Here is a 24,671-nt window from a genome sequence, read left to right on the forward strand (position 1 = left end):
CACGTTCCGGCGGTACCCGCACCACCGTTTTCCACGCAGGGCCGGTCCCGACGGGCCGCTCGCTCCCTCCGCAGGCCGAGGGTACCGTGCCGGTCACGGCCGGGATTGCGGGCCAACCGGATAGGGTAGGTTCCCTAGGCGAGAATCGCTCGCAGAGTCCGCCGAACCGGCGAAGCTGATCAGGGAGACCTCCGGTGACCGTTGAAGACAGGTTCAGTGACCTCGACGTCCAGGTACGCGCACAGGACGGATTCGAGATCCTCACCGTGCGCGGTGAAGTGGACATGGCCTCGGCGCCGCAGCTGCAGGCCGCACTGGAGAAGGCACGTGAGGGCGGCAAGACGCTCGTGGTCGACATGACCCAGGTCGGTTTCCTCGGCTCGGCCGGGCTCAGCGCCCTGCTGATCGTGTCCAAGGGCGCGCCCCAGCAGCTGCGCGTGGTGGCCTCGCGCGAGGTCGCCCGGCCGATCGAGCTGACCGGGCTGGACAAGCTGCTCGCCGTCTACGACACCCTCGACGACGCGATCGCCGCCGAGGCGCGCACCTCCGCGAGCTAGTTCCTGGGTCGCGGCGCCTGCACCCGGGGCAGGCGCACGACCTGGACGAAGAACTCGTCGATCTGGCGGATCGCGGCGATGAACTGGTCGAGATCCACCGGCTTGGTGACGTAGGCGTTGGCGTGCAGCTTGTAGCTGCGCAGGATGTCCTCCTCGGCCGCCGAGGTGGTGAGCACCACCACGGGGATGTGGGTCAGCTCCGGGTCGGCCTTGATCTTCTCCAGCACCTGCCTGCCGTCGTATTTCGGCAGGTTCAGGTCCAGCAGGATCAGGTCCGGCCGCGGCGCGTCGGCGTGGGCGCCGGTGCGGTAGAGGAACTCCAGCGCCTCCTCCCCGTCGCGCACCACGTGCAGGGTGTTGCCGATCTTGTTGTCCTCGAAGGCTTCCCGGGTCATCAGTTCGTCGCCGGGATCGTCCTCGACGAGCAGGATGTCGATCGGCTGGCCGGGGTCGGTCATGCGATGGCCTCTTTCTGGGCGGTGCGGGTGGGCAGGGCGGGCGCGTCGGCCCGGAGAGTGAAGCACAGGCGGGTGCCGTCGCGGTGGTCGGTGTCGATCCAGATCCGGCCGCCGTGGAATTCGATGATCTTCTTGCAGACGGCCAGGCCGATTCCGGTGCCCCCGTAGGCATCCCGGGAATGCAGGCGCTGGAAGATCACGAAGACCTTCTCCGCGAACTCGGGGGCGATACCGATGCCGTTGTCCGACACCGAGAACTCCCACTGCTGGTCGTCCTCGGCAGCGGGCGCCGCGGAGACAGTGATCACCGGTGCCAGGTCGGGGCTGCGGAACTTGATCGCGTTGCCGATGAGGTTCTGCCACAGCATGGTCAGCAGGGTCGGTTCGCCGACGAGCCGGGGCAGCGATTCGGGCCGGTCGATCTTCGCCCCGGATTCCTCGATGCTCGCCGACAGCGCCGAGAGCGCGTCGTCGAGGGTCCGGTCGAGCTCGACCGGTTCGGTGCCGTCGGACATGCGGCCCACCCGGGAGAAGGTGAGCAGGTCGTTGATGAGGATCTGCATGCGTTTGGCGCCGTCGACCGCGAAATCGATGTACTGCTTGCCGCGCTCGTCGAGCTTGTCGCCGTAGCGTTTGTCGAGCAGCTGACAGAACGAGGCGACCTTGCGCAGCGGCTCCTGCAGGTCGTGGGAGGCGACGTAGGCGAACTGCTCGAGCTCGGCGTTGGAGCGGCGCAGTTCCTCGGCCTGCTGCTGCAACGCCGCCTCCTGGACCCGGGTGGACGCGAGCTCGGCGACGATCTGGTGGCGCATGTACTCCACCGCCTCGCACACCTGGGCGATGTCGGACGGCCCGACCGCGGTGATGTGGGCGTCGAATTCGCCGGCGGCCACCCGCTGGGAGGAGTCGGTGAGGTAGCGCAACGGCGCGACGACCAGCCGCCGTACCAGGACGGTGAGCAGCACCCCGGTCAGCAGGAAGGCGGCCACGATGCCCGACAGCACGAGATTGCGTGTGGTGCGCGCCGATTCCAGCTGGGCGTTGGCCCGGTCGACAGCGGCGGTGAGATCGGTGTCCTGCGCGGCGAGACGGTCGCGCAGGGTGTCGAAGAGGGTCTTGCCGCGCACCGCGACCGCGGGGTCGGTGCGCACGGCCGTGTCGGCGAGTGCGGTGGTGGCGACCGGTTCGGCGTATTCGCCGCGCCACTGCTGGGCGGCGAGTTCCACGGCGGTGAGGTCGGCGAGCAGCTCGGGGTAGTCGGCGAGCAGTTCGCGCAGGCGAACGGCGGCACGGGCCTGGTCCTGTCTGCCCGTGGTGTAGGGCTCGAGGAACTGCGGGTCACCGGTGCTGGCGTAGCCGCGGATACCGGTCTCCTGGTTCACCAGCGCGTTCTCCAGCCGGGACGCCTCGGTGGCGGCAGGCATGGTCTGCGCGAGCAGCCGATCGGTGACCCGGCTGGTGTGCGCGATGACCTGCGCGCCCGCCGCGGCACCCACGATCACGGCGAAGATCATCAGCGCGAACACCAGCTGGAACCAGCCCTGCGCCGTCATCCGGCCGACCAGCCGGGAGGAACCGTCTTTCTTCGTGCGTGTCATCACTGTCTTCCCGTCTGGCGCCATCGCATGTAGAGCACGGCCACGTCGTCGTCCAGACCGCCTGCCGCGGCGGACAATTCCGCCACCCGCGCGATCACCGCGTCGACGAAGCTCTCCGGTTGCCCGGCCCGCAGCGTGCGGGCCGCGTCGAGCAGTCCGGCTTCGCCGAGCCGTTCGCTGCCGTCACCGATGCGGCCCTCGAACAGGCCGTCGGTGAACAGCATCAGCCCGGCGTCGGCGTCGAGGCTCACCTCGTGCGCGGGCCACTGCGCGTGACCGGGCACGAAACCGAGGGCGGGCCCGCCGGGGACCTCGATCCAGCCCACCTCCCGCGCACTGTGGCGCATCATGCCCGGGTGGCCCGCACGGCGGACCAGGACCTTGGCGGCGGCCGGGTCCAGCAGCAGGCTGGTGGCGGTGGCGAAGGTCTGTTCGTCGGCGCGTTCGGCGACCAGGACCTCCTCCAGCAGGTCCAGCTGTCTGGCTCCGGTGACGCCGCTGAGCACCAGTGTGCGCCAGGCCAGTCGCAGCGCGACCCCGGTCGCCGCGGCGTCGGGGCCGTGGCCGGAGACGTCACCGATGATCGCGTGGACCAGGCCGTCCGGGGCCTGCACCACGTCGTAGAAGTCGCCGCCGAGCAGGGAGTGGTCGCGGCCGGGGCGATAGCGGGAGACGACCTCGACCGCGTGGTCGGCACCCAGCAGGGGTGTCGGCAGCAGTCCGCGTTCGAGGCGGGCGTTCTCCTGGGCGCGCATCTGGCTGGCCTGCAGGGCGGCGCTGGTGCGTTCGGCCTGCTTGCGCTGGATGGCGTAGCGCACCGCGCGCCCGAACAGTTCCGCTTCCACCCGGCCCTTGACCAGGTAGTCCTGCGCGCCGGAGGCCAGCGCGGCCAGGCCGGTGTGCTCCTGGTCCAGGCCGGTCATCACCACGACGGCGACCTGGTCGTTGTCCGCGCGGATCCGGGCCAGCGCCTCGAGGCCGCTGGCGTCGGGCAGGTGCAGATCGAGCAGCACGCAGTCGGGAACCTCGGTGCGCAACCGTTCACCGGCCTCGGCCAGCGTGCGCACGCAGTCCAGCCGCAGGCGCGGGGTCAGGTCGGCGACCATCTCCTCGACCAGGACGGCGTCGCCGGGGTCGTCCTCGACCAGCAGGATGTGGAGCCTGCGGCGTGATCCGGGGGCGGTCTCGTCGGGGAAGAGATCCGCTTTCACCGCCTCCCACCTGATTCGGACAGCACGAATCCCACGGTGTGCACGACAGTCTCCGATCACTAGCGCCACAGCGCGACACTGACTCTGCCGGCCGGTTGCTGGACCGAGAGGGTGTGAGCATGGTATCCGATCACACGGGCCGTCACCGCGCCCGTCCCGCCGCCCGCGACTGCCACCACCACGGTGTCGCCACACGTAGGCACCCGGCCGAATCACCCGCCGGGCGAGCGGCATTCGACGGCGCGGTTCAGGTGGTGGCGAGAATGACCGGGCTGGAAGTCCTCCCGGCGCGCGAGTTCCCGGGTGCGCTCGGGGGTCAGCGCGCGCGGGCGGGTTCCTCTACGGGGGTGGGTGTGTCCGGGGTGCCGGCCGGGCGGCGGCCGGTGACGAGGAACAGCACGACCAGGGCGACGGCTAGCCAGACGTAGGTGTCGCCGACGAGGTGCTGCCACCAGTCCCAGGCGGTCTCGCGGTGTTCGCCGTCGGGCAGCAGGCTGTGCGGGCCGACGACGAAGACGAAGGCGACCACGGCCGAGGTGGCGTACCAGCCACGGGCGGCCGCGGCGGGCAGGGTGCGGGCCTGGCAGACCATGGCCAGCAGCGCGGGGGCGATCCAGACCCAGTGGTGCGACCAGGAGATCGGCGAGAGCAGCAGCGTGAACACCGCGTTGAGCGACAGGGCGATGGCGGGAGCGTCGGCGGCCTTGCGCATGGCCAGCACGACCAGGGCCAGCAGCAGGGCGCCGAAGAACAGCCACAGGGCGTCGAAGGGCAGGCCGGTGATCTGCAGGCGGGCCAGCACGGCCTGGATGGACTGGTTGGTGTGGAAGGCCGAGCCGCTGAGCCCGGAGACATTGCCCAGGCCGCCGAACCAGTAGCGGGTGGACTCGGTGGGCAGCAGCGCGAACGCGGCGATGGTGGCGATCGCGCCGGTGGCCGCGGCGGTGGCGGCGGCCTTGTAGTCCTTGCGGACGAGGAAGTAGAGGACGAACGCGGCCGGGGTGAGCTTGATGGCGGCGGCGAGGCCGATCAGCATGCCGCGCGGGTAGCGGGTCTTCGGGAGCAGGCAGTCGGTGGCGACCAGGACCATCAGCAGCAGGTTCACCTGGCCGAAGTCGATGGTCGAGCGCACCGGTTCCAGCACCATCGCTACCGGCAGCGCGCACGCGGTGACGAACAGCGCGGCCTGCAAGCTGGCGGGCTGGTAGCGGCGCGCGACCAGGTAGAGCGTCCAGGCCACGGCGGCGATCGAGGCCAGCACGTAGAGGATCTTGGCCGCGCCCCATGGCAGCAGCGCGAACGGGGCCAGGGCGATGGCCGCGAACGGGGGGTAGATGAACGGCAGTCCGATGCCCGCGGTGGTCTTGGGCAGCTGGCCGTACATGTCGGCACCGTCGCGCATCGCCTCGATGCCGAGGCGGTAGACCTGGAGATCGATGAAGCCGCCCGAATAGCCCTTGAACGGCCAGCCGGGGAGCTCGATGTAGATCACCGAGGCGATCGTGAGCAGCACCGGCACCAGCCACCATGCTCGGTTGATCGGGCGTGGGGTTCGCTGCTGCGCGGGGTGGGTGGTGTCACTACTCATCCGCGGCGACTATACCGACTCGCGTGCCTGGTCGCGGAACCGACCGGGGCCGACGGTGACGGGCGCGATAGCCACGCGGATGCCGAATCACCTCGTCACGGCGGGGATCACCGGGTCGACCGCCGGATTCGCGCGATGCCGCTCAGTCGCCGCGGTTGTAGCGGACCAGCGCGGCGGCCAGCGCGGCGACATCGGCGTCGGTCCACTCGGCGAATCGGTCGGTGAAGGCCTCGCGGCGACGGCGTTCGGCGGCGACGGCCACCGCGCGACCCGCCTCGGTGGCGCGCAGCAGATGGTTGCGCCGGTTGCCGGGGTCGACCTCGCGCGCGAGGTAGCCCTGCTTCTCCAGGGCGCTCACCTGCCTGCTGACGGTCGACTTGTCGAGCAGGAACTGTTCGGCGAGGTCGGTGGCCTGGCAGCCGCCGCGCTCGAGGACGAGGTCGAGGATGCTGTAGGCCACCAGGCTCAGCTCGGGGTGCAGTTCGGCGGCACGGCCGCGGGCGCGGCGGGCGAAGGCGGTGAGCTCTCGCTGGATGGTGTCCACATCGGCGGCCCTTGTGTCTCGCGCACTCATAGTTGTATCCTACAACAATCTATAGTTGCATTTACCAACTGTTTGGAGAACCTCGTCGATGACTCGCACCCAGTTCCGGCATCTGGCCGGGCACCTGCTGACGCCGCTGCTGATGTGCCTCGGGATGGCCTTCGCCTATCTCGGCGCCTTCCACCAGCCCACGCCGAACCATCTGGAACTGGCCGTCGTCGGTGACTCGCCGCAGGCGATGGTGCTGGCGCAGACGATGAAGGACAGGGGCGGGGCCGGGCTCGATGTCGTCACGGTGCCCGACAAGGCGGCGGCGATCGACAAGCTGCACGAGCGCGAACTCATCGGCGCCTATATCCCCGACGCGACCCGGCCGGAGCTGCTGGTTGCCACGGCGGGCTCGGACACCACCGCGATGGCCGCCGAGCTCGCCTTCCGGCAGGTCTCCGATCATCAGGGCGTGCCGCTGGTGGTCACCGACGTGACGGCCAAGGCCGACGGCGACCCGTCGGGGCAGGGGCTGTTCTTCCTGCTGGTCGCGTTGAGTGTGGGCGCCTACGGCAGTGTCGCGGTGATCGGCGCGGCGGGCGCGACGCTGCGGATGCGGGTGCGCGCCGCGGTGGGCGTGGTGACGGCGCTGGTGGTCAGCCTGATCGGGGTCGTGGTGGCCGCGGGGGTCTTCGACGTGATCGACCACGGGTACGCGGCGGTGTTCGGCTTCGCCTGGCTCTACACCAGCGGGATCATCCTGATCGGCATCGGGCTGCACACCTTCCTGAAGCGCTGGACCACACTCGCGCTCATCACGCTGTTCGTGATGCTGAACTTCACCACCTCCGGCGGGGTGTACGGGCCGCAACTGCAGAACGGCTTCTTCGGTGCGCTGCACTCGTTCTGGAACGGCGCCGGTTTCGTGGAGGGGCTGCGCAATCTGCTCTACTTCGACGGCGGCGCGGGCTACGGCGCGCGGCTGCTCGGGCTGTTCGGCTGGCTGGCCGTCGGCGTGGCGCTGGTGCTGATCGCGGGGCGGCACGAGGCGCGGGTGGCGCCGAGGCCGGTCGCGCCCGCCGCGGTCGAGGAGGAGATCGGCGAGTCGGTCGCGGTCTGACCCCGGCCCGATCGGTCCGGCTACGTCCTGGCGAATCCCGCTGCCACGCGCCGGATCCGGCACCCACAGCAGGTCAGCGGGCCGCCACGACGTTGTCGCGAATCACTCGCGGTGCCGCGCGGACCCGGGTACGGTATAGCGCGCAACCGCGGACCGGACCGGTGCCGCGAGGGGGTTCGTCAGGCGGAAAGGGTGGGCTGCACCGATGAATGATCCCGGCGCGCGACATCCGCTCGATCCACTGCCACTCGAACAGCGCTACACCGGCGCCGACCCGATCGACTGGTGTGGCGCGGCGGTGTATCCGATGTACGCCGAGGCGCTGCCGTCCGGAACCACGGCGGTGCGGCTGCGGGCGCTGTCGGTGATGCCGCCCGCGGAGGTCTCCGGGCTCGGGCTGGGCCTGAGCGTGCAGGACGGGCATGTGCGGCACAACGGGAAATCCCTGGCGGGCGTGGACATCTGGGCCGACGCGCTCACCGAGGGCGTGGACATCGAGGTGACCGCCGACGCCCCCGACGCGCTGTTCACCCTCACCCCGGTATGGGTGGCGGGCGAGGGCGGGCAGCAGTCCTGGACCGGCAACTACGGCATGGTCGTCGACCTGCTGCCCGACGGCGGGTCCACGCTGTGGTGCAGCACCGGGCCGGGCACGCCGGATTTCAACGAACTCGTCGTGGAACTCACCACGGTCGCCGCGGCCGACCCGCCCACGCTCGAGCAGCCGCCGCCGATCTCGACCGCTCCCCCGCCCCCGCCGGATCAGCCCGGTTTCGGGCGGGCGCTGCACGATCTCGGCACCGCCATGCACGACCGCGGCGAACACGACTCGGCCCGCCTGCTGTGGACCCAGGCCGCCAGGGCCGGGCACAGCGCCGCCGCCTACGATCTCGGCGTGCTGGCCCTGCGCGCGGGCGACCGCGCCGCCGCCGAACGATGGTGGAAGGCCGCGGCCCCCGACGATCCGCGGGCCACGGCCTCCCTGTCCGAGCTGTCCGGGCTACCCCGGATCCTCTAGCGCACCTGCCCCGCCAGCCCCGGCGCGTACTCACGCACCGGCGTGAAATCCCGGGCCGCGATGTGCCGGGGACGCGGCTGCGGCGCCGCGAACGGCTCCTCCAGCGCGTTCTCGACACTGTTGAACACCAGGAAGATGTTCGACCGCGGATAGGGCGTGATGTTGTTCGACGACCCGTGCATCACATTCGAATCGAACAGCAGCGCCGACCCGGCCTTGCCGGTGAACTGCGTGATGCCGTAGCGGGCGGCCAGGAAGGTGATGTCGTCGGTGGTCGGCACGCCGATCCGCTGCTGCTTCAACGACTCCCGGTAGTGCCCGTCGGGTGTCTCACCCAGGCACGGCACGAAGGTGCGGTGCGAACCGGGCATGACCATCAGGCTGCCGTTGAACGGGTAGTTGTCGGTCAACGCGATCGACAGACTCACCGCCCGCGGCGCGGGCATCCCGTCCTCGGCGTGCCAGGTCTCGAAATCGGAATGCCAGCCGAAACCGTTGCCCCCGAAGCCGGGCATGTAGTTCACCCGGCTCTGGTGCAGGTACACCGCCGAACCCAGGATCTCCTCGGCCAGGCCGACGACCCGTGATTCGGCCAGCAGCCCGGCGATGGGCTTGCTGAGCTGATGCACCTGGAACACCGAACGCACCTGTCCGCTGCCGGATTCGGTGATCACCCGCTCGTCGCCGTAGAGCAGCGGATCGGCCGCGAGATGGCCGATCTCGGCGCCGAAGGCGGCCACCTCTTCCGGACTGAGCAGCGCGGGGATCGTCGCGAAACCGTTCGCGTCGAAGCCGGCCAGCTCCGGCGAGGTGACCCGCCCCCACACCGTCAGATCGGTGCGCTCGACATGGGGGGCGGGCTCGGCCAACCGGGTGGGGTAACGGTCGAGCCGGTCAGACACGGGCATCCTCCTCGACGATCAGCGGATACACCCCGTTCTCATCGTGTACCTCGCGGCCGGTGACCGGCGGATTGAACACACACAGCATCCGCAGGCGGGTGCGGGCGGTGACCTGATGACGTTCGTTGCCGTCGAGCAGGTACATCGAGCCGGGGCCCAGCTGGTAGACCTGCTGGTTGTCGAGATCGAGCAGACTTCCCTCGCCCTCGACCAGCCAGACGGCCTCCACATGGTTCTGGTAGTGGAACTCGTGGACGGTGCCTTCCTCGATGGTGGTCTCGTGGAAGGAGAAACCGACCCGGTCACCGGCCAGCACGATGCGCTTGCTGCGCCAGCCGGGACCTGCCACATCGCGTTCGGTGCCGGTGATATCGGCAGTGGTGCGCACGATCATGCGGCACCCCCACACACGGTGTCGATCGAGGAGGTCAGCACGGACAACCCCTTGTCGAGTTCGTCGCTGCGCAGCGTCAGCGGGGGCAGCAGCTTCACCACCTCGTCCATCGAACCCGAGGTCTCCACCAGCAGGCCCTGCTCGAAGGCGGTGCGGCACACCTTGGCCGCCTGCGACGGGTCGTCGAAGACGATGCCGTGCACCATGCCGCGGCCACGGGTGGACACGCCCTCGTGCCGGTCGGCGACCGCCGACAAGGTGCGCGCCACGTAGTCGCCGTTGGCGGCGGTCTGCTGGGCCAGCTTGTCGTCGGACCAGTACTCGCGCAGCGCGGCGGTGGCGGTGACGAAGGCCGGGTTGTTGCCGCGGAAGGTGCCGTTGTGCTCGCCCGGGGCCCACTGGTCGTGCTCGGGCTTGAGCAGCACCAGCGCCATCGGCAGGCCGTAGCCGCCGATCGACTTGGACAGCGTCACGATGTCGGGGGTGATGCCGGCGATCTCGAAGGAGAAGAACGGACCGGTGCGGCCGCAGCCCATCTGCACGTCGTCGACGATGAGCAGGATGTCGCGCGCGGCGCACAGCCCGGCCAGGTGACGCAGCCATTCGGCACGGGCCAGGTTGACGCCACCCTCACCCTGCACGGTCTCCACGATCACCGCGGCGGGGCGGTCGAAACCCGAGGAGCTGTCGTCGAGGACGCGCTGCATCCAGCCGAAGTCCTCGATGGTGTTGTCGAAGTAGCCGTCGTAGGGCATCGGGGTGGCGTGCTCGAGCGGCACCCCGGCCCCGGCACGCTTGGCGGCGTTACCGGTGACCGACAGCGCGCCCAGGGTCATGCCGTGGAAGGCATTGGTGAAGCTGAGCACGGTCTTGCGGCCGGTGACCTTGCGGGCCAGCTTGAGCGCGGCCTCCACGGCGTTCGCGCCGGTCGGGCCGGGGAACTGCACCTTGTAGTCGAGACCGCGCGGCGAGAGCAGGGTGTCGCGGATGGTCTCGAGCAGCTCCCGTTTGGCCACGGTCGACATGTCCAGGCCGTGGGTGATGCCGTCTTTGGCGATGTAGTCGATCAACGCGCGCTTGAGAATCGGGTTGTTGTGCCCGTAGTTCAGCGCGCCCGCGCCGGCGAAGAAATCGAGGTATTCGCGCCCCTGCTCGTCGCGCAGCCAGGCGCCCTGGGCGGAGGTGAAGACGGACGGCCAGTCACGGCAGTATCCGCGCACATTCGATTCCATGGCCTCGAAAATGCTGGTGTCGGTGGTCGTGATCATCGTCGTTCCTCCTGGCGCTGAACAGGTGAGATGACATACAGCTGTTCGGCCTCGTGTGAATCGGGAAAATCGTTCTCTTCGAACAGGGAGTCGACGCGCAATTGCGCGCCGCGCTCCCGGGCCACCGCGGAGAACAACGCCTGTGAGGCGGTGTTTCCGGGTGAGATCGTGGTTTCCAGCGTGGTGATTCCGGCATCGGCCACCGAATCGAGCAATGCGTGCAGGATTCTCGCGGCCAGGCCGCGTCCACGGAATTCCGCGTCGACCGCGATCTGCCAGACGAACAGGGTGTCCGGGGATTCGGGCCGCACGTAGCCGATGACGAATCCGGCGGCGTGACCGTCGATTTCGGCGATCAGGGAGCTGGCCGAGAAATCGCGACACCACAGGAGATAGGCGTAGCTGGAATTGACGTCGAGCACCTGTGAATCGCGGGCGATCCGCCACAACTGGGCTCCGTCACCCAGCCGCGGCGTGCGCAATATCGTTTCCGAACCGCGCTCCGCCGGGTTGGCCGTGGGCTCGAGGGACATGGTGGACGTTGGCATATATCTAACATGTCCATTCGACTTTGCGGTCTTTGTGTCGAGCTCTTTGCGGTTGTATGACGAATCGTTTACTGCGACTGCACGTCGAGGCGATAGCCCAGGCCACGCACGGTGACGACGATGCGCGGATCCGAGGGATCGCGTTCGATTTTGGTGCGCAGTCGGCGCACGTGGACATCGACGATGCGTTCGTCGCCGAAGAATCCTTGATCCCAGACTCTTTCGAGCAGTACGGATCGGCTGAGCACACGCCCCGGGGTCTCGGCCAATTCGCACAGCAACCGGAATTCGGTGACCGTGAGGTGGATCTCCTCGTCGCCGCGGCGGACCGCGCCCGCGTCGGTGGCGAGCACCAGCGGGGCGGCCGGGTCGGCGTCGAGCACGGCCTCGGGCGTCGCGTCGCGATCGGCGGTGATCCTGGCCCGGCGCCGCAACGCGCGCATCCGGGCGGTGATCTCCTTGATCTCGAACGGCTTGCTGACGAAGTCGTCGGCACCCGCTTCCAGGGCCGCCACGACGTCGTGGGTGTCGTAGCGGGTGCTGATCACGATGATCGGCACGTCGTGGTCGCGCCGGATCTCCCGGATGCAGTCGAAGCCGTCGGTCTCGCCGCGCATCAGGTCCACGATCATCAGGTCCGGCGGCCCGTCGTTGCGGAGCCGGTCGAGGGCGTCGGCCGGGATGCCGGCCTCGGCGACGGCATAGCCCTCGTCTTCCATCGCGCGGCGTAGGCTCCCGCGCATCTGGACGTCGTCGTCCACGATCATCAGGTTCGCGCTCATGCCCGCACCCCGCTCTCGCGCGGCGCGACCATCGATCGCTCAGTTCGCTCGCTCATGTGCACATCCTTTGCTGACACGCCGGGGTGTGCGCCGGTTCGGTAGGGAATTCGCGTCCCCGATCCGACACGACATCCCGCCTTCGAGCTTGTTACCAATCTGTGATTTACCCAGACCGGGCACGGCGTAAACCCCTCGTAACAATCACGCCGCTCACCAGGCGGTTCGACACGCCGCGACACGCAGGGCGCCGGTGGCATAGTCGAGGAGTGACACCCACCTACGACGACATCACCGCGGCCGCGGCCCGGATCGACGGACTGGTCCGTCCGGTCACCGTCGCACCGGCCGGTCCCGGGCCGGATCCGCTGTGGTTCGCGCTGGAATTCCTGCAGTTCACCGGCAGTTTCAAGGCACGCGGCGCGCAGAACTTCGTACGCGCGCACGCGGCGGCGGGCACGCTGCCCGACGCCGGTGTGACGATCGCCTCCGGCGGCAACGCGGGGCTGGCGTGTGCCTGGGCGGCCCGCGCGGCCGGGGTGCCGGCGACGGTGTTCCTGCCCGAGACTGCGCCGCCGGTGAAAATCGGTCGACTTCGTGACTACGGCGCCGAGGTACGACTGATCGGTCCGGAATACAAGCAGGCCCTGGCGGCGTGCCAGGAGTTCGCCGCGAGTACCGGCGCGCTGGCCGCGCACGCCTACGACCATCCGCTCATCGCCGCCGGGGCGGGCACCTTGCTGCGCGAGATCACCGCCCGGATTCCCGATCTGGACACGGTCCTGGTCGCGGTCGGGGGCGGCGGATTGTTCACCGGGACCGCGGTCGCGGCCCGGCACGCCGGGGTGCGCACGATCGCGGTGGAACCGGCCGGGTGCTCGTCGCTGCACGCCGCGCTCGCCGCGGGACGGCCGGTCCAGGTCAGCGTGGACTCGATCGCCGCCGATTCCCTGGGCGCGCCGAACGTGTCGGCCATGGCGCTGGCCGCCGCGCAGCAGGGCGATGTGCGCTCGGTCCTCGTCGACGACGACACGATCCGCGCCGCGCGCGGGCAGCTGTGGGCCGAGCACCGGATCGCGGTCGAGCACGGCGCGGCCACCGCGCTGGCCGCCCTGCTCGACACCGGCTCGGGCCCGGTCTACCGGCCGGAGCCGGGGGAACGGGTGTGCGTCATCCTGTGCGGCGCCAACACCGATCCCGCCGACCTGGCCGGGTAGGCGCGCAGGTCAGCGCACCAGGGCGTTCTTGGTCGCGTAGTTGGTCATCACATTGTTGAGACCGCGCATCGCCAGGGTGTAGCCGTAGGGGAAGTAGCGCTGGCCCCAGTGCGCGAACTGGATGTCGCGGGAGGTGTAGACGAAGTAGCGGTTGCGTTCGACGCCCTTGACCACCGCGGTGGCGGCCTGGTCGGGCGTGACGGCGTGGCGCAGGAACAGCTTCATGGCCTTGTGCAGGGCCTCGGAGTCGCGGTCGACCCCGGCGATGTCGAGGCTGTCGACCATGGGGGTGGCCATGGCGCCGGGGCACACCAGGCTGACCCCGATCTTGTGGCGGCGCAGATCGAAGCGCAGCACCTCCGAGACGCCGCGCAGCCCGAACTTGGTCGCGCTGTAGGGCGCGTGCCAGGGCAGGCCGAACAGCCCGGCCGCCGAGGACACGTTCACGATGTGCCCGCCGCGGCCCGCCTCGATCATCGGCGGCACGAACTCCTCGATGACGTGGATGGGGCCCATCAGGTTGATGTCGACCGTGCGGCGCCACTGCTGGTGGCTGAGCTTGTCGACGGTGCCCCAGGTGGCGATGCCGGCCACGTTCATCACGATGTCGACCCGGCCGACGGCCTCGAAGGTGTGCGCGGCCAGGCCGACGACGGCGGCGTGGTCGCTGACATCGGCGGCGTGGGCCAGGTGCACGGTGGCGCCCTGGGCGCGCAGCTCGGCGGCGGTCGCGGCGAGGGTGTCCTCGGTGATGTCGGTGAGCACGAGGTCAGCGCCCTTGGCGGCGGCCGCGAACGCGGTGGCGCGCCCGAGGCCGCTGGCCGCGCCGGTGATCAGGCAGGTCTTCCCGTCGAACTTCGTCATGATCTCCAGACCCTACGGTTCGGTGAACAGATACGTCTATGGTTCGGCGCTGATCGCGATGGTCGTCCAGCCGCCGACATGGATCCGGCTGCCGTCGCGCACGGCGACCGCCACCTGCGCCACGATCGGCGTCTCGGCGCCGTCGAGGCTGGTGCCGTTGGTCGATCCCAGATCGGTGACGGTGAGCGCGCCGGTCTCGTCCACCCGGATCATCGCATGCGCGCGCGAGACCCCGAGGTCGGCCGGGGCGATGCCGAGGTCGATCTCGGGGACGATGCCCTGCGAGGTCGAGCGCTTGCCGATCAGGATCTGGCTGCCGCGCAACTCGATCCGGCGCTCCGGGTAGGTCTCGGGGAAGGCGACGCGTTCGGCGTCGGGGCCCTTGCGCGCCTGCACCCTGGTGTAGAACTCGCGGTCGGCGAAGACGCGGGCGACCCAGCGGGTCCCCGCGGGCGCTCGCTCGCCGGGGCCGGTGGCGTCGCCGGGCCTGCCCGCGGCCGGGGCGGCGGGCAGGGCCGAATCGTGTCCGCACACCTCGCAGAACCGGCCGCTGGTCGGCGTCGCGCACGAGGGGCACAGCCGCAACGCGGCGGCGGGATCGGGGGTCGGGCCGCCGGTCAGCGCCGAACCGCAGACATCGCAGTAGTCGATGGCCCGCGACTGGTGCCCGTCCGCGCACACCGGCATGTCAGCCTCCCTCCGGGCGCACCCGTGCCGTCTTGGTCGAGCGGATGTCGAGCGCGAGTTCGTCGGCCGCGGCGACCTGACCGCGCAGTTTCACCGTGCCGTCGCGGTCGTCGACCTCCACCACTCCGCGCAGCAGCTTGGCGGTGGACTCGTGCCCGGAGGCCGCGGCCAGCTCCACCGCCCGGCGCAGCTTGGCCGTGGCGGTGGACAGATCACCGCTGCGCCGCGCGGCCAGACCTTCCCGCACGGCCTGGGCCAGCTCGACCTGACCGGTGTAGTGCGCGACCCGTGTGCTTATCCGGGTCGAGAGCGTGGTGTCGGTGGTCCACACCGCGCGTACCAGGCCCTGGCCGAGCACCTCGGCACCGGCCAGCACGGTCAGGCGCGCGGCCAGCTTCTCGCGACCCGGCGCGGCCGGTTCCAGCTCGATCCGCAGGTGGTATTCGCGTTCCTCGGCCGCCCACGACGACAGCGGGTACTCCCCCACCTGCGCGCCGGTGTCGGTGCGCCGGGCGGTGAGGTCCTCGAGCACCGGGGCGACCTGCTTGACCATCCGCACCCGTGCGCCCGCCGGTGTCCACACCCGCAGGGTGAGCTCGGGGATCACCCGGGCCGTCGAGGAGCGCATCATGGCCGCGAAATCGCGGGCCAGATCCTTCGGGTCGGCGACCATGTCGGCGTCGCCGGACAACTTCGAGGAGATGGTGTGCAGATCGGCCGCGGCCCAGTCGGCGCCCACACCGCGGCAGTCACAGACGAAAAGCCCTTCGGCGCGGTCGAGTTCGGTCGCCAGCTGCTGGGGCGTCTCGTGCTCGTTCTTGCCGTCGGTGAGCAGGATCGCGTGCGCCTGGGCACCGGGGTGTGCGGCGGCGACCTGGCGGGCCAGGGCCAGCCAGGAACCCATGGCGGTGCCGCCGTCGGGACGCAGCGTGCCCAGCGCCGTGCGCGCCGCGCCGCGATGGGCGCGATCGGCGGGCGCGGACAGGCGGCCGTCGGCCGGATAGATCAGCCGGGCGGCCTCGGTGCCCTCGATGATCGCGAAGGCGGTGCCGTCCGGGATCTCGTCGATCGCGGTGCGGGTGGCGGCGCGCGCGTGCTCGAACTTCTGCTTGTTGCCCATCGAGCCCGAGCAGTCGATGATCAGGATCTCCAGCCGCGGCGGCGGGGTGGCGACGGCGGCCAGCTCGGGACCCGTGGTCACCGTCAGCACCGCGTCGACCACGTTCGCGCCCTCGGCGAGGAACTCGTTCTGGTCGACGGCGATCGAGATCCCCGCGGTCTCTGCCGAACTCATAGCGCTCCCGGAGCCGGTGCCGCCACGCCCGGGACCGGTACCGGGGCGAGCGCGACGGTGATGTTGTCGCTGCCACCGCTGTTCAGCGCGAAGTCGGCCAGCGCGCGGGCCGCGGCCTGCGGTGAGGTCTCCACGGTGAACCCGGCCAGCGCGACCGCGTCGGGCAGGTAGTTCCACAGGCCGTCGCTGCACAGCAGCAGGGTGCCGGGTTCGGTGACGGTCATGCGCTGCAGGCAGTTGCCCGACCACGGTGTCTCACTGCCGTCGGCGCCGAGCCAGCGCAGCAGTGTGTGGGCGCGCGGGTCGTGCATCGCGGCCTCTTCGTCCATCGCGCCCGCGTCGACGAGGGCTTGGGCCCACGAGTCGTCGACGCTGAGCCTGCGCGAGGCGGTCGGATCGCCCGCGGCCAGCCAGAAGGCCCGGCTGTCACCGACATTGGCGACGGTGATCTCGGTGCCCGTCGGGGTGTCGCGCACGATCGCCGAGACGTAGGTGCACGACGGCGCGTACTCGGCGGTGCGGGACATGCCGCGCACGGCGGCGGTGGCCGTGGCCAGCCCGGCCATCACGCTGTCGGTGTCGGAGCGGCCGTCGGCCAGCGCGGCCAGGGCCGCGTCCACACCGGTGCGGGCCGCGGTGCCGGAGGCGGCCTGCGGGTCCTGCGAGGTGGAGACGCCGTCGCTGACCACGATCACCCGGATGCCGTCGCCCTCGCGCACGGCCGCGGCGACCGCGTCCTCGTTGCGGGAGTGGCTGATCCCGCGATCGGTGAGCAGGTAGACCGCGCCCAGGTCGTCCTCGAATCGGTCGGGCATCGGTTTGGGGCTGCCGCACTGCACGCACAGCCCGCTCTCGTAGCGCCGTTCCCCACAGGTCGAGCACTGGGGCACCGCGACCGGATCGTGCACGGGGATGGCGACTTTGCGCACCCCGAGCTCCCGGCCGCAGCCCTCACAGAAGCGGTGTCCCGCCCTGGCCGACCCCCCACAGTCCGGACAGCCCGGCGCGTTCACAGCGTGGTCCTGGGCCGCACCGCGTTCGCCCGGTCCACCAGATGGAACCGGGTCCACATGTCCTCGGCGTCGCGCGCCAGTGTCCGCAAGCATCGTTCCAACCCCGTCCGCACTCCCTGCTCGGTGAATTCCACGTCCAACAGCTTGCCTGGTGCCTGCGGCCGTTGCCCAGACCGGAGCCAGGTCAGCGCCGCGTCCAGCACAGCCATCCGTACCTGCGCGGCCCGCTTGCGCGAGTCCAGCCGCAGATCCTCGACCCGCTGCCCCGCCTCGCGCAGCAGCGTCTCGTCCAGCTCCCCCGGATCGCGGTCGGCCAGCAAGTTTTCCACGGCCGCCACCCGCGCCTCGGTGAACATCGCCGAGGACCGCTCGACCTGGTCGAGCACTGTCACCGCGCCGGGGCGCTCGCCCAGTGCGCGGCGCAGCCGGGCCGCGCCGAACGCCGCCGCGAGGTAGGTGTGGTCGGTGCGCCAGACCAGATCGTAGAGCGCCAGCGCGCGGCGCAGGCCCGCTTCGTCGATCGTGTCCGGCTCGCCGGCGCGCGCCTCGAGTTCGAGGGCGGCGGCCAGTGCCAGTTTGGGGGCCGCTTCGCCGGGCAGCGCCGCGTAGACGGAGGCGAAGTCCTGGGCGGCGGTGGTGTGGTCGCCGGTCAGCAGGGCGGCTTGGGCCCGGTACCAGACCGGCCGCCAGTCGAATTCCAGGTCGGGGCCGAGGGCGTCGAGGCGGGCCAGCGCGGCGGCGGTGTCGCCTGCCTCCAGCTCGGCGCGGACCAGGCGCAGCGGGATGTCGGTCGACTCCCCGGTGCCGGTGACCACCGCGCGCAGTCCGGCCGTGAGCGCCTGCTCGAGTTCGGCGGGGGTGGCGTCGTCGGTGGTGGCCAGCAGCGCGGCGCCGCTGTCACCCGGGTCGACCAGCGGGGCGGGCAGACCGGCCACCAGCGCGGCGGGTTCGGGTGTGGCGCTGTCGATCCCGAAGACGGCGCGGGCCGGGCCGAACGCGCTCGACATGCCGGGCCGCGGGATGCCGTCGCCGGTGGCGAGGACTTCGCGCAGCACGCCGGTGAGCTGATCGGCCATCTCGCTCATGGAGGCGAAGCGGTGCAGCGGGTCCGGGTCGGTGGCGCGCAGCAGGAACCGGTGCAGCGAATCGTGTTCGGCCAGCAGCGGTTCGGTCTCGGGGGTCGGCAGGGGTCCGAGGCGGCCGTCGACCGACGGCACCCGCATCATGAGTACGGCCAGGGTGCGGCCCGCGGTGTAGATCTCGGTCGCCACCGTGGGGCCGGTCTCGGCGATCTCGGGGGCCTGGTAGCCGAGGGTGCCGTAGATGGGGCTGGTGGTGTCGTCCATGGCGATGACGGCGCCGAGGTCGATCAGCTCGAGGCGTTCCTCGGTCTGCATCACGTTGTCGGGCTTGAAATCACAGTAGGCCCAGCCGCGCGCGTGCAGATAGCCCAGGGCGGGCAGCATCTCCAGCACGTAGGCGATGGCCTGGGCGGGCGGCAGGAAGGTCTGGGTCGCGGCGCGGTGGGCGCGCAGGATCTGTTTGAGCGAGGTGCCGCCGACGTAGGCCATGACGATGTAGCCGACCGGGTCGCCCGCGGCGTCGATGTGCTCGGTGAAGTTGTGGATCTTGACGATATTGGGATGGTCGACCTCGGCGAGGAAGCGGCGTTCGGCCAGCGCCGCGGCCAGCGCGTCGGGGTCACCGGTGTCGATGAGGCCCTTGAGCACCACCCACCGCCGGTTGACGCGATGGTCGGTGGCCAGGTAGATCCAGCCGAGCCCGCCGTGGGCGAGGGCACCGGCCACCTCGTACTGGCCGCCGACCAGATCGCCTGCGCGCAACCGCGGGACGAACGAGTAGCGGGTGCCGCAGTGCGGGCAGAATCCGGCGGTGCGCCCGGCGACGCCGTCGTGGCCGCGCCCGACCGGCTTGTCGCACTTGCCGCAGTAGCGGTCCGATTCGGGGACCTGCGGGTCGGTGAGCACGGCGGTGGCGGGGTCCACGCGCGGCACCGGGGGCACTTCGACGAGTCCGGCGCCGAGTCTGCCGCGCGCGGCCGAGCGGGCCGAGCCGCTGCGGGTGCGCACCGAGCGGCTCGAGGTGCGGCCGCGTTCGCTGATGGTGGGTGCCGAGGGGCTGTACACGGTGCCGGTGGGCGCGGCGGCGGTGCCGCCCGACGCAGTGCCGGTGCCGGTCGGCAGGGGCCCGGCGGCGGTCGGGGCGGTGCCGCAGATCTCGCAGTAGCCGTCGGCGATCGTTCCGGCACAGCCGGGTTCGGCGCAGGTGCCCGGCGCGCGGGCCGGGGTGACGGGAGCACCGGCGCGGGGCTGGGCGGTGGTGCGTGAGCGCGGGGGTACCTCGGCGGCCGGGGCCGCGCTCGCCACGGGTGCGGTGCCGCAGACGGCGCAGTAGCCGTCCTCCACGGCGCCCCCGCACCCGGGTTCACTACATGTCATGCTCTCCGCCCCGCTTTCTCCCCGATGATCGAACGATAGTCGGCGACCGCGCGGGTGACCGCAGCGAGATCGCACGGACGCCGCCCGAGCAGCCCGTCCGCGATCCGGTCGGCGGCGAGCACATCGCGATCCTCGCTCAGACCCAGCCGGTCCGCCTTGGCGCGGTAGGCGGTGAGCCTACCGCGCAGTTCGGCCCGGCGGTCGAGCAGTCCGTCGGCCAATTCCGCTCGCCGCGTGGCGATTTCACGCGCGTGCCGAACGCGGGCGCGCAGCGCGAGCAGGTGTTCGACGGTCGGCCGGGTGGGCGCGGTGCCGAGGGTGTCCAGTTCGCCGGACAGGCGCTCCACCGGTTCGCCGCCCGCCGGGATCTCGGCGGTGGCGATCCGGTGCTCGGCGCGGCGCGCGGCGTCGGCGGCGCGGCGCTGGAGGGCGTCGAGGGCGGACAGGTCTTCGCGCAGCGCGGCGAGCGCGGCGGGCAGGTCGGCCGCGACGGCGAGATGGTCGGCGTGCCGCACGGTTTCGGTGTCGACCAGGGCAGTGAGCGCGGCCAGTTCGGCAGTGACCTCGCCCGGGCCGAAACCGAGCGGATCGGTGCCCGCCCGGCGCAGCAGCGCCGCGAGCGGTTCGGCGGCGGCGTCGAGGGCGCCGTGCGCCTGTTCGACGCGCTGTTGCAGCGGGGCCACCACGCCGATGACCTGCCGGTCCACGGCCTCGACCGCTTCGGCGAACGGGACGACGAAGGCGAACGCGGCGCGCATGCGGTCCAGGCAGTCCGCGATGCCGACGGTGACCACGGTTTCGCTCGGGCCGGTGAGCCCGCGCTGAGCCAGCGGAATCGGGACCCGGTCGATCTCGTGGGGGCGCCCGCGCAGCAGCAGGGTCAGCCGTGCCCTGGCGCGCTCGTCGAGCCGGGCCCGCCCCGCGCGGACGGTCTCGGCCTCGGTGAGGATGGCGCGCACCCGGCCCAGGTCCTCCCACAGCGCCGCCAGCGCCCGTTCCACCGGCGCCCAGCGGCGCGCGGTCTCCCCGGCGGGCGGGTAGCGGCGCACCAGCACCAGTCCGGGATGCCGGTCCAGTTCCAGCAGGGTGCTCGTCACCGTGGCCAGTTCGGCGGTGCGGGCGGACAGTTCACGATCGATCTCGGCGGTACCGAGTATCGGCGAGGTCATCCGACGTACCGGGGTGCGGGCGGCCCGGGCGAGGGGCCGAGCGCGGCCAGATGCTGCTGGTAGATGCGCTGCCAGGTGCCGTCGGCGCGGGCCCGGTCGAGCACGCCGTTGACGAAGCGCACCAGGTCGTCGTCGCCCTTGGGCACGCCGACCGCGTAGGCGCCGGTGCCGATCGACTCCCCCACGATCGCCAGATTGTGGTCCTGGGCCACCAGTCCCGCGACGATCGGTTCGTCACCGCTGATCGCGTCGACCGTGCCCTGCTGCAAGGCGACCAGGCAGTCGGTCCAGTTGGTCACCCCGAGTACCGACGGCGGTTTCGCCAGCGCGAACAGCGGGGCGGCCGCGGTGGTGCCCTTGGCCACGCACACCCGCTTGCCCGCCAGCGCAGCCGCGGAGTCGATCCCGGAGCCGCGCGGGGCGACGATCCGTTGCGCGGCCACGTAATAGGCGCTGGAGAAGCCGACCTCGCGACGCCGCTCGCAGGTGGCCGAGAAGGTGCGCACGATCATGTCGAGCTTCTGGTCCTGCAGCAGCGGGATGCGCTCGGCGGCTGTCACGGAACGGAATTCGATCCGGTCGGGGTCGCCGAACAGGTCGCGGGCGATCTCCCTGGCCAGGTCGATGTCGAAACCCTCGAGCCTGCCGGTGGCCGGATTGCGGAAACCGAACATGTAGGTGTTCTGGTCGACGCCGACCCGCAGCCGTCCGTTGGCCACGATCGCGGCCATGGTCGAGCCCGCGGGCATCGCCCCCGGACGGGGTTGCGCGCCGGGGGCGAGGGTGCCCTCGGTATCGCAGATGCCACCGCCCTGTTCCACCGGCGCGGAGGTGATCTCCTCGGCGCCGGGCAGCGGGGGCGCGACCGCGGTGGCGGCGATGACGGACGGGGCGGGCGCGTCACCACACCCGGTGGCCAGCACGGCGACGACGGCGAGGGCGGCCGCCAGCAGGGGACGTCGGATGTTCACAGGAACTCCTTGATCCGGGGCCACAGGCCGGTGATCACCGCGCCCGCCGCCGCCAGCAGCAGGGCCAGCGTGCCGAAGGGGCTCAGCGTCAACAGGGTTGCCGCGTCGTCGACGCCGTCGCGCAGATCGGTGCGGGCCTGGGCCAGCGCGCCGCGCAGTTCCTCGTCGAGGTGGGCGAAGCTGGTGGCCGAGCTGTCGGGGGCGGTGCCGATCGCCTGGGCGACCGCGCCCGCGTAGTCGGCCTTCTCGTAGGCGGTGCGCTGGGCGTTGTGGCCCGCGGTCCACTTCGTCAGGGCGCGATCGGCGGCGGAGTCGCCCGCACCCGCCTCGGTGAGGCGCTGGGCGAGCTCGGTGGTGTGGGTCTGGAACGCCTTCTCCGGGGCGGTGATGTCGCCGCGGGTGATGAGGGCGAGGGTTTCGTCGGTGCGGGCCTGCTGGGCGAGGATGCGCGCGCCCGCCAGGTGTTCGACCCGCGCGCCCGCGCCGTCGTCACCGGTGTCGAGCACCCGGGCGGCGGCGAGGGTGGCACCGGCGGTCCACAGCAGGGCCAGCAGCGTGGCCGCCGCGGCCAGCGCCACCCCGGCGTTGACGAGCCGGTTGGTGCGGCGCAGCAACAGCACCGAGCCCACCGCGCAGGCGAGCAGGACCAGCAGCAACAGCAGCACCCCGGTCCAGGGCAGCGCGCCGACGCGGTCCTGGTCGGCACGGACAGCCGCGAAGCGGGCCTCGGTGAGCTGTTCGGCCTGCGGCAGCAGGGAGGTCTGCATGAGGTCGGAGGCCTGCCGCAGATAGGCCGAGCCGACCGGGAAGCCCTGCCGGTTGTTGGCGCGGGCGGTCTCCACCAGGCCGGTGTAGGTCGGCAGGTCGGCGGCGATGCGCGCCACGATCGCCCGGCTCTGTGCGTCGGTGGCCCCGGCGGTCGCCTCGGCCAGTGCCGCGGCGGCGTCGGCCAGGGCCTGCTCGTAGGTGTCGCGCACCTGCGGGGATTCGATGCCGCCGGACAGGAACGCGGTGGCCGCACCCGCGTCGGCCGCCGACAGCGAGACGTAGAGGCTCTGCGCGGCGAAGGCCAGGGGCTCGGTGCGGTCGAGGACCTGATCGGTGCGCTCGATCTTCGCGTCGAGCTGCCCGCCGACGGTCGATCCGGCCAGCAGACAGGTGATCGTGGTGATCACGAGCACCGCGCCGACGACACCCGGTGTCGTCGCGGCGAAGCGCCGTATCCACTCCCAGACTCCCACACCGTCCTCCTTCGTTCTCCCCGGGCGGTGTCCCTCGCCCGCGATAGTACGGGAGACGCTGAAAGTTCGCCCACGGGAACAGAACCCACCGCGACACAGACGACGGGGCCCGGCACACGGTGGTGTGCCGGGCCCCGTCGGGGGTTTGCCCGGGTCAGGCGTTGGCGACCTTCTCGCCGGGTGCGACGGTGGTGCCGACCTTGCTGAACTGCAGCACGCCGTCGTCGACGGGCGCCTTGTGCATCAGCGTGCGGTCCCGGTAGTAGTTGTTGACCAGCTTCCACGCGCCGCGCGCGCCCTGGCGGGGCATGGCGTCGTTGCCGCGCTGGATGTAGCCGGAGGTCAGCGCGCCACCCATGAGCGATTCGTCGGCGATGTCCTCGGGGTCGGCGTGCACCTCGAAGGTGGTGTAGCCGCGGTCGCGCATGATGTTGAGCACCCGGCACAGGTACGCGGCGGCCAGGTCGGCCTTGAGGGTCCAGGAGGCGTTGGTGTAGCCGATGATCATCAGGAAGTTCGGGATGTCGGAGTACAGCACGCTCTTGTAGGCGACCGTCTCGTTGAACTTCACCGGCTGCTCGTCGATGCTCAGGGTGATGCCGCCGAGCATCTGCACGTTCAGGCCGGTCGCGGTGACGATGATGTCGGCCTCGAGCTCCTGACCCGACTCGGTGCGGATGCCCTTCTCGGTGAAGGTGGCGATGCGGTCGGTGACGATGTCGGCCTTGCCGCTCTTGAGCACCTTGAACAGGTCACCGTTGGGCACCACGCACAGGCGCTGGTCCCACGGGTTGTAGGAGGGCGTGAAGTGGCGCAGGTCCACGTTCTTGCCGACCTGCAGGCGCACCTGGGCCAGCATGAGCTTCTTGGCCAGCTCCGGGTTGGTGCGCGAGAGCTGGAAGCTGGCGCGCTGCAGCGCGATATTGCGGGCGCGGCCGATCTTGTAGGCGATCGCGTCGGGCACGCGCGACTTCTTCAGGCCGATGGCGACCGGGTCGTCCGACGGCAGCGCCTGGATCCAGGTGGGCGAGCGCTGCAGCATGGTGACGTGGGCGGCCTTGTCGGCCATCGACGGGATCAGCGTGATGGCGGTGGCACCGGAGCCGATGACGACGACCTTCTTGCCGGTGTAGTCCAGGTCCTCGGGCCAGTGCTGCGGGTGCACGATCTGGCCCTGGAAGTCGTCCTGACCGGGGAAGGTGGGCTGGTAGCCCTCGTCGTAGTTGTAGTAGCCGCTGGCGCCGACGAGCACGTTGGCGGTCCAGGTCTCGGTCTCGCCGGTCTCCTCGATCACGGCGGTGACGGTCCACTGGGCCGCACTGCGGTCGAAGTCGGCGGTGACGACCTTGCGGCCGAAGTTGATGTGGTCGGTGACGCCGTATTCCTTGGCGGTGTCCTCGACGTACTGGCGGATGCTGGCGCCGTCGGCGAGCACCTTGGTGCCGATCCAGGGGCGGAAACCGAAGCCGAAGGTGAGCATGTCCGAGTCGGAGCGGATGCCGGGGTACTTGAACAGGTCCCAGGTGCCACCGATGTTCGCGCGGCGCTCGAGGATCGCGTAGCTGCGTCCGGTCTGCTCGCGGGTGAGGTGACAGGCCGTGCCGATTCCGGACAGGCCAGCGCCGATGATCAGTACGTCGACATGCCGCGTCATTGAGGAAACTCGTTTCGTAAGGGTCGTCGCCGCCCGGGCACCGTCGCCCGAGCCTGCTTCGAGGTTACGTGTTTCGCATAGTTACGTCTAGTTCCGTGGCCGGTTCGGGTCCGGACCGGCACTTCGGCG

Annotated in this window: 23 protein-coding genes; 4 read left to right on the forward strand and 19 right to left on the reverse strand. The window is 71.0% G+C overall.

The genetic code is table 11. The features are described from left to right. Positions 1–194: 194 nt before the first annotated feature. Positions 195–557: an STAS domain-containing protein gene (locus ACFC06_RS04860; RefSeq protein WP_375927938.1), complete on the forward strand. Its 363-nt coding sequence runs from the start codon at positions 195–197 to the stop codon at positions 555–557. Here the strand turns inward: ACFC06_RS04860 and ACFC06_RS04865 are convergent. The 5 genes from ACFC06_RS04865 to ACFC06_RS04885 all read right to left on the reverse strand — a co-directional run bounded on the left by ACFC06_RS04865 (position 554) and on the right by ACFC06_RS04885 (position 5,986). Then, complete coding sequence (locus tag ACFC06_RS04865; protein ID WP_375927940.1) at positions 554–1,015, reverse strand: response regulator; 462 nt, start codon at positions 1,013–1,015, stop codon at positions 554–556. The genes ACFC06_RS04860 and ACFC06_RS04865 overlap by 4 nt on opposite strands. After that, the gene (locus ACFC06_RS04870) at positions 1,012–2,613 is read right to left on the reverse strand and encodes a CHASE3 domain-containing protein (RefSeq protein WP_375927942.1); all 1,602 of its coding nucleotides are present in this window, start codon (positions 2,611–2,613) and stop codon (positions 1,012–1,014) included. Before ACFC06_RS04870 ends, ACFC06_RS04865 begins: the two co-directional genes overlap by 4 nt. Further along, complete coding sequence (locus ACFC06_RS04875) at positions 2,613–3,824, reverse strand: PP2C family protein-serine/threonine phosphatase (protein ID WP_375927944.1); 1,212 nt, start codon at positions 3,822–3,824, stop codon at positions 2,613–2,615. Before ACFC06_RS04875 ends, ACFC06_RS04870 begins: the two co-directional genes overlap by 1 nt. A gap of 316 nt (positions 3,825–4,140) precedes the next feature. Further along, positions 4,141–5,412 carry a glycosyltransferase 87 family protein gene (locus ACFC06_RS04880; RefSeq protein ID WP_375927946.1) on the reverse strand — a complete coding sequence of 424 codons (1,272 nt, stop codon included), beginning with the start codon at positions 5,410–5,412 and terminating at the stop codon, positions 4,141–4,143. A 142-nt stretch (positions 5,413–5,554) separates the two neighbouring features. After that, positions 5,555–5,986 carry a MarR family winged helix-turn-helix transcriptional regulator gene (locus ACFC06_RS04885; RefSeq protein ID WP_375927948.1) on the reverse strand — a complete coding sequence of 144 codons (432 nt, stop codon included), beginning with the start codon at positions 5,984–5,986 and terminating at the stop codon, positions 5,555–5,557. A gap of 58 nt (positions 5,987–6,044) precedes the next feature. On the opposite strand from ACFC06_RS04885, the gene ACFC06_RS04890 reads away from it, so the two are divergent. Beyond that, on the forward strand, positions 6,045–7,064 hold the full coding sequence (locus ACFC06_RS04890) for a hypothetical protein (protein ID WP_375927949.1): 1,020 nt from the start codon (positions 6,045–6,047) through the stop codon (positions 7,062–7,064). A gap of 205 nt (positions 7,065–7,269) precedes the next feature. Next, positions 7,270–8,082, forward strand: coding sequence for a type IV pilus biogenesis/stability protein PilW (locus tag ACFC06_RS04895; protein WP_375927951.1), 813 nt, complete (start codon positions 7,270–7,272; stop codon positions 8,080–8,082). Here ACFC06_RS04895 and thpD read toward each other — a convergent pair. From thpD to ACFC06_RS04920, 5 genes are all read right to left on the reverse strand, one after another. Continuing rightward, positions 8,079–8,990 carry an ectoine hydroxylase gene (gene thpD / locus ACFC06_RS04900; RefSeq protein ID WP_375927953.1) on the reverse strand — a complete coding sequence of 304 codons (912 nt, stop codon included), beginning with the start codon at positions 8,988–8,990 and terminating at the stop codon, positions 8,079–8,081. The genes ACFC06_RS04895 and thpD overlap by 4 nt on opposite strands. After that, positions 8,977–9,378: an ectoine synthase gene (locus ACFC06_RS04905; RefSeq protein ID WP_375927955.1), complete on the reverse strand. Its 402-nt coding sequence runs from the start codon at positions 9,376–9,378 to the stop codon at positions 8,977–8,979. Before ACFC06_RS04905 ends, thpD begins: the two co-directional genes overlap by 14 nt. Next, positions 9,375–10,646 carry a diaminobutyrate--2-oxoglutarate transaminase gene (gene ectB, locus ACFC06_RS04910; RefSeq protein ID WP_375927957.1) on the reverse strand — a complete coding sequence of 424 codons (1,272 nt, stop codon included), beginning with the start codon at positions 10,644–10,646 and terminating at the stop codon, positions 9,375–9,377. The genes ACFC06_RS04905 and ectB overlap by 4 nt, the downstream gene beginning before the upstream one ends. Continuing rightward, on the reverse strand, positions 10,643–11,194 hold the full coding sequence (gene ectA / locus ACFC06_RS04915; protein WP_375927959.1) for a diaminobutyrate acetyltransferase: 552 nt from the start codon (positions 11,192–11,194) through the stop codon (positions 10,643–10,645). The genes ectB and ectA overlap by 4 nt, the downstream gene beginning before the upstream one ends. Positions 11,195–11,262: 68 nt before the next feature. Next, positions 11,263–11,976 (reverse strand): response regulator transcription factor, encoded by a 714-nt coding sequence (locus ACFC06_RS04920; protein ID WP_375927961.1) that lies wholly within the window; start codon positions 11,974–11,976, stop codon positions 11,263–11,265. Between the two features lie 266 nt (positions 11,977–12,242). Here ACFC06_RS04920 and ACFC06_RS04925 point away from each other — a divergent pair, with 266 nt between their 5' ends. Further along, positions 12,243–13,190, forward strand: a complete 948-nt coding sequence (locus ACFC06_RS04925) for a threonine/serine dehydratase (protein ID WP_375927963.1) — start codon at positions 12,243–12,245, stop codon at positions 13,188–13,190. Between the two features lie 9 nt (positions 13,191–13,199). Here ACFC06_RS04925 and ACFC06_RS04930 read toward each other — a convergent pair whose 3' ends face one another. From ACFC06_RS04930 to ACFC06_RS04970, 9 genes are all read right to left on the reverse strand, one after another. Beyond that, positions 13,200–14,054, reverse strand: coding sequence for an SDR family oxidoreductase (locus ACFC06_RS04930; RefSeq protein ID WP_375927965.1), 855 nt, complete (start codon positions 14,052–14,054; stop codon positions 13,200–13,202). Between the two features lie 36 nt (positions 14,055–14,090). Next, the gene (locus ACFC06_RS04935) at positions 14,091–14,741 is read right to left on the reverse strand and encodes an FHA domain-containing protein (protein WP_375927967.1); all 651 of its coding nucleotides are present in this window, start codon (positions 14,739–14,741) and stop codon (positions 14,091–14,093) included. 1 nt (position 14,742) lies between these two features. Further along, on the reverse strand, positions 14,743–16,035 hold the full coding sequence (locus ACFC06_RS04940; protein WP_375927969.1) for a VWA domain-containing protein: 1,293 nt from the start codon (positions 16,033–16,035) through the stop codon (positions 14,743–14,745). Then, positions 16,032–16,964, reverse strand: a complete 933-nt coding sequence (locus ACFC06_RS04945) for a PP2C family protein-serine/threonine phosphatase (RefSeq protein WP_375927971.1) — start codon at positions 16,962–16,964, stop codon at positions 16,032–16,034. The genes ACFC06_RS04940 and ACFC06_RS04945 overlap by 4 nt, the downstream gene beginning before the upstream one ends. A gap of 80 nt (positions 16,965–17,044) precedes the next feature. Continuing rightward, positions 17,045–19,507, reverse strand: a complete 2,463-nt coding sequence (locus ACFC06_RS04950) for a tetratricopeptide repeat protein (protein ID WP_375927973.1) — start codon at positions 19,505–19,507, stop codon at positions 17,045–17,047. Beyond that, positions 19,504–20,676, reverse strand: a complete 1,173-nt coding sequence (locus ACFC06_RS04955) for a hypothetical protein (RefSeq protein WP_375927974.1) — start codon at positions 20,674–20,676, stop codon at positions 19,504–19,506. The genes ACFC06_RS04950 and ACFC06_RS04955 overlap by 4 nt, the downstream gene beginning before the upstream one ends. Further along, the gene (locus ACFC06_RS04960) at positions 20,673–21,647 is read right to left on the reverse strand and encodes a glutamate ABC transporter substrate-binding protein (RefSeq protein ID WP_375927976.1); all 975 of its coding nucleotides are present in this window, start codon (positions 21,645–21,647) and stop codon (positions 20,673–20,675) included. Before ACFC06_RS04960 ends, ACFC06_RS04955 begins: the two co-directional genes overlap by 4 nt. Continuing rightward, positions 21,644–22,888: a hypothetical protein gene (locus tag ACFC06_RS04965; protein ID WP_375927978.1), complete on the reverse strand. Its 1,245-nt coding sequence runs from the start codon at positions 22,886–22,888 to the stop codon at positions 21,644–21,646. The genes ACFC06_RS04960 and ACFC06_RS04965 overlap by 4 nt, the downstream gene beginning before the upstream one ends. Positions 22,889–23,042: 154 nt before the next feature. Then, positions 23,043–24,542 carry a flavin-containing monooxygenase gene (locus ACFC06_RS04970; RefSeq protein WP_375927980.1) on the reverse strand — a complete coding sequence of 500 codons (1,500 nt, stop codon included), beginning with the start codon at positions 24,540–24,542 and terminating at the stop codon, positions 23,043–23,045. Positions 24,543–24,671: the final 129 nt, after the last annotated feature.

Origin of the sequence: Nocardia sp. NPDC056064 (assembly GCF_042266925.1) — a bacterium.
Classification (GTDB): Bacteria; Actinomycetota; Actinomycetes; order Mycobacteriales; family Mycobacteriaceae; genus Nocardia.

Coding starts and splice junctions, on each gene's coding strand:
- ACFC06_RS04955 (WP_375927974.1), bottom strand. CDS start 20,676: ATGACCTCGCCGATACTCGGTACCGCCGAGATCGATCGTGAACTGTCC.
- ACFC06_RS04895 (WP_375927951.1), top strand. CDS start 7,270: ATGAATGATCCCGGCGCGCGACATCCGCTCGATCCACTGCCACTCGAA.
- ACFC06_RS04865 (WP_375927940.1), bottom strand. CDS start 1,015: ATGACCGACCCCGGCCAGCCGATCGACATCCTGCTCGTCGAGGACGAT.
- thpD (WP_375927953.1), bottom strand. CDS start 8,990: ATGCCCGTGTCTGACCGGCTCGACCGTTACCCCACCCGGTTGGCCGAG.
- ACFC06_RS04950 (WP_375927973.1), bottom strand. CDS start 19,507: ATGACATGTAGTGAACCCGGGTGCGGGGGCGCCGTGGAGGACGGCTAC.
- ACFC06_RS04905 (WP_375927955.1), bottom strand. CDS start 9,378: ATGATCGTGCGCACCACTGCCGATATCACCGGCACCGAACGCGATGTG.
- ectA (WP_375927959.1), bottom strand. CDS start 11,194: ATGCCAACGTCCACCATGTCCCTCGAGCCCACGGCCAACCCGGCGGAG.
- ACFC06_RS04880 (WP_375927946.1), bottom strand. CDS start 5,412: ATGAGTAGTGACACCACCCACCCCGCGCAGCAGCGAACCCCACGCCCG.
- ACFC06_RS04935 (WP_375927967.1), bottom strand. CDS start 14,741: ATGCCGGTGTGCGCGGACGGGCACCAGTCGCGGGCCATCGACTACTGC.
- ACFC06_RS04930 (WP_375927965.1), bottom strand. CDS start 14,054: ATGACGAAGTTCGACGGGAAGACCTGCCTGATCACCGGCGCGGCCAGC.
- ACFC06_RS04970 (WP_375927980.1), bottom strand. CDS start 24,542: ATGACGCGGCATGTCGACGTACTGATCATCGGCGCTGGCCTGTCCGGA.
- ACFC06_RS04885 (WP_375927948.1), bottom strand. CDS start 5,986: ATGAGTGCGCGAGACACAAGGGCCGCCGATGTGGACACCATCCAGCGA.
- ACFC06_RS04890 (WP_375927949.1), top strand. CDS start 6,045: ATGACTCGCACCCAGTTCCGGCATCTGGCCGGGCACCTGCTGACGCCG.
- ACFC06_RS04920 (WP_375927961.1), bottom strand. CDS start 11,976: ATGAGCGCGAACCTGATGATCGTGGACGACGACGTCCAGATGCGCGGG.
- ectB (WP_375927957.1), bottom strand. CDS start 10,646: ATGATCACGACCACCGACACCAGCATTTTCGAGGCCATGGAATCGAAT.
- ACFC06_RS04870 (WP_375927942.1), bottom strand. CDS start 2,613: ATGACACGCACGAAGAAAGACGGTTCCTCCCGGCTGGTCGGCCGGATG.
- ACFC06_RS04940 (WP_375927969.1), bottom strand. CDS start 16,035: ATGAGTTCGGCAGAGACCGCGGGGATCTCGATCGCCGTCGACCAGAAC.